The organism is Streptomyces sp. NPDC053076, from assembly GCF_044546845.1.
Classification (GTDB): domain Bacteria; phylum Actinomycetota; class Actinomycetes; order Streptomycetales; family Streptomycetaceae; genus Streptomyces.
Window position 1 is genome coordinate 951,402 of record NZ_JBITZL010000002.1, and the last position, 9,044, is coordinate 960,445.

The 9,044-nt window shown below is 73.2% G+C and carries 6 protein-coding genes; 2 read left to right on the forward strand and 4 right to left on the reverse strand.

Going from position 1 to position 9,044, the window contains the following annotated elements; all coding sequences use genetic code 11:
• Window positions 1-171 precede the first annotated feature (171 nt).
• Complete coding sequence (locus tag ACIGYR_RS11540; RefSeq protein WP_399595574.1) at window positions 172-1,716, reverse strand: leucyl aminopeptidase; 1,545 nt, start codon at window positions 1,714-1,716, stop codon at window positions 172-174.
• 341 nt (window positions 1,717-2,057) lie between these two features.
• Between ACIGYR_RS11540 and ACIGYR_RS11545 the strand changes: the two genes are divergently transcribed.
• Window positions 2,058-4,094 (forward strand): hypothetical protein, encoded by a 2,037-nt coding sequence (locus tag ACIGYR_RS11545; protein ID WP_399595572.1) that lies wholly within the window; start codon window positions 2,058-2,060, stop codon window positions 4,092-4,094.
• Between the two features lie 577 nt (window positions 4,095-4,671).
• Here the strand turns inward: ACIGYR_RS11545 and ACIGYR_RS11550 are convergent.
• Entirely contained in the window at window positions 4,672-5,457 is a 786-nt protein-coding gene (locus tag ACIGYR_RS11550) for an adenosylcobinamide-GDP ribazoletransferase (protein ID WP_391839012.1), read from the reverse strand.
• Between the two features lie 60 nt (window positions 5,458-5,517).
• Between ACIGYR_RS11550 and ACIGYR_RS11555 the strand changes: the two genes are divergently transcribed.
• Window positions 5,518-6,282 carry a hypothetical protein gene (locus ACIGYR_RS11555; protein WP_399595569.1) on the forward strand — a complete coding sequence of 255 codons (765 nt, stop codon included), beginning with the start codon at window positions 5,518-5,520 and terminating at the stop codon, window positions 6,280-6,282.
• Here ACIGYR_RS11555 and ACIGYR_RS11560 read toward each other — a convergent pair.
• Together ACIGYR_RS11560 and ACIGYR_RS11565 are read right to left on the reverse strand one after the other, a co-directional pair.
• The gene (locus ACIGYR_RS11560; protein WP_391839016.1) at window positions 6,222-6,956 is read right to left on the reverse strand and encodes a hypothetical protein; all 735 of its coding nucleotides are present in this window, start codon (window positions 6,954-6,956) and stop codon (window positions 6,222-6,224) included. The genes ACIGYR_RS11555 and ACIGYR_RS11560 overlap by 61 nt on opposite strands.
• Window positions 6,957-6,966: 10 nt before the next feature.
• A complete protein-coding gene (locus tag ACIGYR_RS11565; protein WP_399595567.1) occupies window positions 6,967-8,775 on the reverse strand; it encodes a phosphatidylglycerol lysyltransferase domain-containing protein in 1,809 nt (602 codons plus the stop codon).
• Window positions 8,776-9,044 lie beyond the last annotated feature (269 nt).

The following is a 9,044-nucleotide window of genomic DNA, read 5'->3' on the forward strand; positions in this document are numbered from 1 at the left end:
ACGGGGCGGTGCCGCGGACGGCTCCACGGCGCGGGCGCGACCGGCCCTCGGGGGTTCACCTGCGGGGACGGCGGGCGGCGGGCGACCCGAAGGGGCGGGGAACCGCGCGAACAGCCCCCACGCCCCCTGCGGTCGTCCCGCGGCGGACGGAACCCGGCCGGCGGCCGGCCGTCAGCCCAGGTCACCCTCGGCGGTCAGCTCGGCCAGCCGGACGAGCGTGCGCACCGCGGAGCCGGTCCCGCCCTTGGGGGTGTAACCGAACGGGCCGCCCTCGTTGAACGCCGGGCCGGCGATGTCCAGGTGCGCCCAGGTGATCCCGTCGCCCACGAACTCGCGCAGGAAGAGGCCGGCGACCAGCCCGCCGCCCCACCGCTCGCCCATGTTCGCGATGTCGGCCACGGACGAATCCATGCCCTTGCGCAGGTGCTCCGGCAGCGGCATCGGCCAGGCCGGCTCGCCGACCTCCTCCGCCGCCTCGTGGACCGCGGAGCGGAACGCGTCGTCGTTGGCCATGACGCCGAACGTCCGGCTGCCCAGCGCCAGCATCATCGCGCCGGTCAGCGTGGCGACGTCCACGATCGCGTCGGGGTTCTCCTGCGAGGCCGCCCACAGGGCGTCGGCGAGGACCAGCCGGCCCTCGGCGTCGGTGTTGAGCACCTCGACCGTCTTGCCGCTGTACATCCGCAGCACGTCACCCGGGCGCACGGCGGAGCCGGACGGCATGTTCTCGGCCAGCGCCAGCCAGCCGGTGACGTTGACCTCCAGGCCGAGACGGGCGGCGGCGACGACCGCGGCGAACACGGCGGCGGCACCGCTCATGTCGCACTTCATCGTCTCGTTGTGACCGGCGGGCTTCAGCGAGATGCCGCCCGAGTCGTAGGTGATGCCCTTGCCGACGAAGGCCAGGTGCTTGTCCGCCTTCGGGTGCTTGTACGACAGCTTCACCAGGCGCGGGGTGGCCGCCGAGCCGCCGCCGACGCCGAGGATGCCGCCGTAGCCGCCCTTGACCAGGGCCTTGTCGTCGAGCACCTGGATCTTGAGGCCGTGCTCCTTGGCCGCGGTCTGGGCGATCCCGGCGAAGACGGCGGGGGTGAGGTCGTTGGGCGGCATGTTGATCAGGTCGCGGGCGCGGTTCAGCTCCTCGGCGACCGCGGTCGCGCGGGCGACCGCGCCCTTGTGGGCGGCGTCGCGCGGCTTGCCGCCGAGCAGCGTGGCCTCGGCCAGCGGCGCCCTGCCGTTCTTGGCCTTGCCGTTCCCGGCGTCCTGGGCGTTGCCCTTGTAGGTGTCGAAGGAGTAGGCGCCGAGCAGGACGCCCTCGCCGATCGCGCCGATCGCGCCGGGGCCGTCCACGGGCAGCGCGAACGCGGCCTTGCGGGACCCGGTGAGCGCGCGCGCGGCCACGCCGGCGGCCCTGCGCAGCGCCTCGGCGTCGAATCCGGCGTCCTCGTCCTTGTCGTCGGGCTTCGGGCCGAGGCCCACCGCCACTACGAGCGGGGCCTTGAAGCCGGCCGGCGCGGGCAGCTTCGTCAGCTCGCCCTCGGCACCCGAGGCGCCGAGGGTCTCCAGGACGCCGGCCAGCTTGCCGTCGTACGCCTTGTCCACGGCCTCGGCGCCCGGCGCGACGACGGGCCCCTGGGCACCCTTGGCGACACCGATCACGATCGCGTCGGCTCGCAGGCCGGGCGCCGCGGAGGTGCTGAGAGTCAGAGCAGTCACGGTGGTGAGTTCTCGCTTCCGATGTGAAGTTGCTGTGGCCGATGTGGGGTGGGTCGACCGGGCCCGAGAGCCGACCCTAGGTCCAGGCCCGGGGACAGGTGGCAACCGGGGCCCTCACCCTGTCGGCGAACACCCGGGACGAGACTACGCGCGTGTGTGTCTTCGCTCATTCCTTCGGGCGTTCACCCGGGCGTGGCGTCGAGGCCATTTCTCCCCCTGCATACCAGTGACCTGAGTCACACTCGTCGGGTTCCGGTGTGCCGCTGAGCCACCGGTTCGCATGATTTCCACTGATTCTCCGCGGAGTCACCACGGGGAATCCTCTGGGGGAGGAACCAGCCATGGCCCACCGCGCACGCCGCTGGAGAGCGGCCGGCGTCACCGTCACCGCAGCGGGGCTGATCACACTCGGGCTCGCCGCGCCGGAAGCGTCGGCGGCGGCCGAGCCGCGCGTCGACCTCAGGGTGCTGGTCGTCGACGACGGCATAGGCCCCGTCGGTGCGATCACCGCCCAGCTGAAGAGCGAGGGCGTCCCGTACACCACCGTCGACCTGGACGACTCCGGGCGGCCCGCGATCACCAGCGCCTTTCTGAGCGACACCGTCGGCGGCCGGCCGCGGGCGAAGTTCCAGGGTGTGGTCCTGCCGGACGAGGCCCCGTTCGGCGCGGGCTCGGCCGAGCAGGCGGCGCTGGAGACCTACGAGAGGACGTACGGCATCCCGCAGCTCGACGCCTACACCTGGGCCCACCCCGAGGTCGGGCTCGACTACACCGACAGCAACGGCTACGCCGGCCCGCTCGACGGACGCCCGGCGAACGTCACCCCGGCCGGCCGGGCGGGACCCTTCGGCTACCTGAAGGGCTCCTTCTCCTTCGAGGACAACTCGCCCTCGGTGGACGAGAGCTACGGCTACGTCGCCCAGCCCCGCACCGGCTTCACCAGCTATGCCGACACGCCCGTGCCCGGCGGCACCGGCACCGGCAGCCTGCTCGGCGAGTACGCCCACGACGGCCGCCGCGAGCTGGTGGTGACCTTCGCCTACAACCAGTACCAGCAGCAGTTCCGGGTGCTGGCCCGCGGCATGGTCGAGTGGCTGACCCAGGGCGTGCACCTCGGACAGGCCCGCAACTACTTCGCGGTCCACGTCGACGACGTCTTCGCGCCGGACGCCCGCTGGGACGCCGCGCGCAACTGCACCCCCGGCGACATCGACTGCGCGGGCGGCGGTGACGACACCGGGACACCGATCCGCATGACCCCGGCCGACGCCCAGTACCTGGCCTCCTGGCAGCAGAGTCACGGCTTCACGCTGGACATGGTGTTCAACGCGGGCGCCGGCGAGGAGTGGAAGAGCGACAACGGCGGCCAGGACCCGCTGGCGGACCAGCTGCTGAAGGACAAGGCCAGGTACCGCTGGGTCAACCACACCTACACCCACCTGTTCCTCGGCTGCGTCCAGGACGTGACGACCGTGCCGTGGAGCTGCGTGAAGAACGCCGACGGCTCGACCAAGTGGGTGAGCCGCTCCGACATCTCCGGGGAGATCGCCGACAACTACGACTGGGCGCTGCTGCACGGGCTCTCCGTCGACCGCGGCGAGCTGGTCACCGGAGAGCACTCGGGCCTGAAGACCCTGCCGCAGCAGCCGCAGGACAACCCCGAGCTCGGCCCCGCCCTCGCCCTGAACGGCGTGAAGTGGACCGCCTCGGACAACTCCCGCGAATCCGAGCAGCGGGCCGTGGGCAGCAGCACGCTCACCGTGCCGCGTTACCCGATGAACGTGTACTACAACGCCGGCACCAAGGCCGAGATGGCCGACGAGTACAACTGGATCTACACGTCCAAGGCGGACGGCGGCAGCGGGATCTGCGAGGACAACCCGACCTCCACGTGTCTGGCCGAGCCGCTGGACACCGCCACCGGCTACCTGGACCACATCGTGCCGAACGAGGCGCACACCGACCTCGGGCACGTGCTGGGCAACGACCCGCGTCCCCACTACGTCCACCAGTCCAACCTGGCCGAGGACCGCATCCTGTATCCGGTGCTGGACCGTGTCCTGGCCGACTATCAGGCCCTGTTCGCCGACGACACGCCGATCGTCAACCTGCGTCAGAGCGCCATCGGCGCCGAGCTGCAGAACCGGGCGAAGTGGCAGGCCGGGCTCGACGCCGGCAAGGTCACGGCCTACCGGATCGGCGACACCGTGACGGTCACCGCCCCGTCCGGGACGAAGATCCCGGTGACCGCTCCGGAGGGAACGAGGCAGCAGCAGGTGCTGGGCACGACCACGTTCGGCACGGCCTACGCCGGCAAGCGCTCCGCCTGGTCGACGCCGGGCCTGCTCCAGACGGCACTCACCCTGAAACTGCCATAGGCCGACAGCCCGGAGAACACTCCGCCCCGCCGCTGCACCGCGCCGAGGGCGAACCGCTCGGGAAGGGGCGCGGGGAACTGCGCGACCGGCCGTGAGGGTGCGTGTCCCGGCGGCCGGTGGGCATTGCGGGGACGAGCCGGTCGGGAAGGGGCGCGGGGAACTGCGTGTCCGGCCGTGAGGGTGCGTGTCCCGGCGGCCGGTGGGCATTGCGGGGACGAGCCGGTCGGGAAGGGGCGCGGGGAACTGCGTGTCCGGCCGCGAGGGTGCGTGTCCCGGCGGCCGGTGGGCATTGCGGGGACGAGCCGGTCGGGAAGGGGCGCGGGGAACTGCGTGTCCGGCCGTGAAGGTGCGTGTCCCGGCGGCCGGTGGGCATTGCGGGGACGAGCCGCTCCGGAAGGGGCGCGGGGAACTGCGCGACCGGCCACGACGGACCGTCACCCGGCGGCCGGTCCGCACCCCCGGCGCGCCACCCGCGAAGACGGGCACGTCATCGACAGGAAGGCACGTCACGGGGGTTCGGCCACCCCAAGGGCGCACGTCACCGGGGTACGGAGACCCCCGGGGCGGCCCCAGCCGGTCAGCGGCCGAGCGACAGCAGGACGAGCGCGGTGGTCGCGGCGGCCTCCGCGAGCGCGCCGAACACGTCCCCGGTGACCCCGCCGAACCGGCGGACACACCGGCGCAGCAGCAGTTCGGCGACACCGACGGCGGCGGCCACCGCGCAAGCGGTCCGCACCCCGTCGTACCCCCCGAGGCAGGCACCCGCCGCACCGCCCGCCACCACCGCACCGGCCGTCAGACCCAGCGCGGCGGCCTTCGGCACCACCCCGGCCACGGCCGCCCCCAGCCCTTCCGGCCGGGCGGCCGGCACTCCGGCACGGGCGGCCAGGGTGAGCGCGAGCCGGGCCGCGACCGCCGAGACCACGGCGGCCACGGCACCCCGCGTCCAGGAGGTGCCGTAGAGCTGCGCCAGCACGGCGACCTGGGCCAGCAGCACCAGGACGAGGGTGAGCACCCCGAACGGCCCGATGTCCGACTGCTTCATGATCCTGAGCGCGTCCTCGGCGGGCTTGCCGCTGCCCAGCCCGTCGGCGGTGTCGGCGAGCCCGTCGAGATGCAGCCCGCGGGTGAGCGCGGCGGGTACGGCGACCGAGGCGACCGCGGCGAGCAGCGGACCGGCGCCGAGGAGGAGCAGCAGCAGGCCGAGCCCGGCCGCGCAGCCGCCGACGGCCAGTCCGGCCGCCGGGGCGCACAGCATCCCGGCGCGCGCGGCCTCCCGGTCCCAGCGGTGCACCCGGACGGGCAGCACGGTGAGCGTCCCGAAGGCGAAGCGGAAACCGTCGTGAGGGGAGGACTTGAGCACCGGCGCAGGTTACCCGGCGGTTCCCGGGCCCCCTCCCACCCCCGGGGATAAGGTGCGCATATGGGGCACTGGTGGGAGCGGAACATCGTCGAGCCGGGCAAGCTCCCGCTGCTGGTCGCCCTAGGCGCCTTCGTCGTGACCTTCGTCGTCACCCGGGTCATCACCCGCCTGATCCGGGCCGGCAAGGGACCGTTCGGCAACGTCAAGGCGGGCGGGCTGCACATCCACCACGTCGTCCCCGGGGTCGTCCTCACCGTCGTCGGCGGCTTCGGCGCGGTCGCCAGCGACCGGCACGGCGCCGCCGCGGTCCTCTCGGCCGTGCTCTTCGGCATGGGCGCGGGTCTCGTCCTGGACGAGTTCGCGCTGCTCCTGCACCTCGACGACGTCTACTGGAGCGAGGAGGGCCGCAAGAGCGTCGAGGTCGTCGTGCTCACCGCCGCCCTCGTCGGCCTGCTGCTCGCCGGGTTCGCCCCGTTCGGGGTCAACGACCTGTCCCAGCAGGAGCTGGCCGACCGCGGCACGGTCATCTCCAACATCGCCGCCAACTTCGTCTTCTCCCTCATCGCCCTGAGCAAGGGCAAGGCCCGCATCGCGGTGTTCGGGGTGATCGTGCCGCTGGTCGCGCTCGTCGGCGCGGCCCGGCTCGCCCGCCCCGGTTCTCTGTGGTCCCGCCGTTTCTACGGCCGCCGCCCCCGCGCCCGCGCCAAGTCCGCCCTGCGCGCCTACCGGCACGACCGCCGCTGGGCCCGGCCGCGCCGTGCCGTTCAGGACTGGATCGGCGGCAAACCCGACCCCGGCCCGGCGCGTCTGCCCGACCACCGGTGAGAGCGGGTGGGGCCGGGCCGGCTCCGGCTCCGGTGCCGTAGCGCCGCCAGCAGACACAGCAGCCCCACGGCCATCAGCGCGGCCAGGTGCTCCTTGCCCGCCAGGTTCTCCTTCAGCAGCACCTCGACGACCATCGCGGCGGTCACCGCGCCCGCCGTCACATAGGCGCCGTACCGCCAGCTCACGAACACCGCGAGCCCCACGACCGCCGCCGACGGGCCGGTGTCCACCACCTGCGCGTCGGTCCACGGCAGCCCGAACGGGGCATGCGGGCCGAGGGTGATCCCGAGGCGCGCGTACAGGGTCCCGGCGAGCGTGGCGACGTAGGCGATGGCCAGCGTCCGCCACCAGCCCAGGCACAGTTCGGCGATCCCGAACACCAGCAGGACCTGCGCCAACGCCCCCCACACCGGCAGGTCCAGCGCGGGCACGAACAGCGACAGGGGGGTGCGCAGCAGGGCCGGCCACAGCGGGTCCGCGGCCCGTACCGCGCCCAGGTCCTGCACGGGCCGGTAGCCCCACGGCTGGTTCTGCACGTACTGGAGGAGGGCCGTCAGGGCGACCGCCGTGACCGTCATCGGGATCGCCGGCAGCCCCCGTCGGCTCAGGGGCTCGCGCACGCTGACGTACAGCGGCCCCCACTCGGCGCGGGCCCAGCGGGCGAGCGTTCCCATCAAGCGTTCCTCATCCCCGTACGGTCATCGACATGTCCAGGTGCCTGCGGTGCAGCCACTTCGGCAGTCCCGGCGCCTCCAGGAAGCCCTCCGCGCGGGCCGAGGCGAGGCCGATGCGCGGCAGGTCCGCGCTCTTCTCGAAGAGCAGGAACCGCGGCTCCCAGATGGGCCGGTACTTTGCGTTGGCGCGGTACAGCGACTCGATCTGCCACCAGCGGGAGAAGAAGCTGAGCAGCGACCGCCACAGCCTCAGCACCGGTCCGGCACCGAGGCGCGCGCCACGTTCGAAGACCGACCTGAACATCGCGAAGTTCAGCGAGACCTGCGTGATCCCGATCTCGCGGGCCCGCCGCAGCAGCTCGATGACCATGAACTCCATCAGCCCGTTGTCGGAGTCCCGGTCCCGTCGCATGAGGTCCAGGGACAGCCCGTGCGGGCCCCACGGCACGAAGGACAGCAGCGCTCGCAGCCGGCCCTCGGCGTCCGTGCACTCCAGCATCACGCACCGGCCGTCCTCGGGGTCCCCGAGCCGGCCGAGCGCCATGCTGAAGCCGCGCTCGGTGGCGCCGTCCCGCCAGTCGTCGGCGCGCTCGACGAGGTACGCCATCCGGTCCGCCGGGACGTCCTCGTGGCGCCGGACGCGCACCTCGTACCCGGCCCGTCTCACCCGGTTGTACGCCTGCCGGACGGTGCGCATCGCCCGACCCTCCAGGGTGAACTCGGAGACCTCGACGATCGCCTCGTCCCCGAGTTCCAGCGCGTCCAGCCCGTGCCGGGCGTACACCGTCCCGGCCTCCTCGCTCGCTCCCATCACCGCAGGGATCCATCCGTGCGCCCGCGCCTCGGCCAGCCAGGGCGCGATCGCCCCCGGCCATGCCTCCGGGTCGCCGAGCGGATCCCCGGACGCCAGGCTCACCCCGCCGACGACGCGGTAGGCGACGGCGGCCTTCCCGGTCGGTGACCACACCACGCTCTTCTCCCGGCGCAGCGCGAAGTAGCCGAGCGAGTCGCGGTCGCCGTGCCGCTCCAGCAGCGCCCGCAGCCGCTTCTCGTCGTCCACGGTGAGCGGGTCGACGGCCCGCCGGGAGCGGAAGGCGGCGTAGAGGACGGCGAGGACGAGGACCGTGCTGAGCACGTTGACGGCGACGTTGGCCCAGTTGGGCGGGGCGATCGCCGGGAAGTGGGACTCCTCGGCCGCGACGGAGACCAGGCGCAGGGTGCCGTAGTGCCAGCGCTCCACGAACGTGGAGCGGGCTGCGTCCGGGGCCTGGTTGGTGACCGTCACCAGCACCCCGGCCAGCAGGCTCGCGGCCAGGCCGCCGCCGACGGCCACGGTGGCCGCGAGCCGGGGGTTGGACCGGTCGCCCTTGGCGTAGAACTCCCGGCGGCCGACGAGCAGCGCGCCCACGAAGGCGGCCGTCAGCGCCAGGGAGATCCAGTTCTGCCCGTACCGCCGGATCTCCGGGAACGCCATGGCGAACGTGAACAGGGCCAGGAAGAGGCCGCTCATCACGAGGTTGAGGATCCACGCGGCCCGTTTCCGGCGCCGCATGGTGATAGCCAGGAAGGCGGTGAACACACCGGAGGCGAAGCCGGCCGTCAGCAGGTACGGCGTGAAGAAGTCGTCCTGGTTGTGCCGGCGCACGTCCTGGCCGAGCGAGACCCACACCGCGCTGAGGAAGTTGATGAAGGCGACGGTGCGCAGGTACCAGACGGCGAAGGCGGCGGCCCTCCGGGAAGCCCCGGCGGACCACCGCGCCCGTCCGCCCGTCCGCTCAGCCTCGACTCGCTGTTCCACGGCAATTCGGGCATCTCCCATGGAGCAGGATCATATGGCGGCGGCCCCGGCGAACCACACTTTTCCGTCAGCCGACGCCACCGCCCGCCACCGCCCCCGGCCCCGTCACCGCCCGCAACGGCCCCCACCCGGCCCGTCCGCCGCTTGACCTTGTCCCGCCCTGACGGCCCCCAGCCGCCCCACCACGATCCGCGCGGCCCCGGCTCTCCTCCGGCCGTGACGTCCCCCCAACCGGTCCGGTGTGATCGGGCGGTGCTTGGTCTTTTTTCGCCGCGAAGGTGCTCAGCCGG

Bases quoted from the DNA above. Each gene is read 5' to 3' on its own strand.
- ACIGYR_RS11545 (WP_399595572.1), top strand. From the start codon at position 2,058: ATGGCCCACCGCGCACGCCGCTGGAGAGCGGCCGGCGTCACCGTCACC.
- ACIGYR_RS11555 (WP_399595569.1), top strand. From the start codon at position 5,518: ATGGGGCACTGGTGGGAGCGGAACATCGTCGAGCCGGGCAAGCTCCCG.
- ACIGYR_RS11560 (WP_391839016.1), bottom strand. From the start codon at position 6,956: ATGGGAACGCTCGCCCGCTGGGCCCGCGCCGAGTGGGGGCCGCTGTAC.
- ACIGYR_RS11565 (WP_399595567.1), bottom strand. From the start codon at position 8,775: ATGGGAGATGCCCGAATTGCCGTGGAACAGCGAGTCGAGGCTGAGCGG.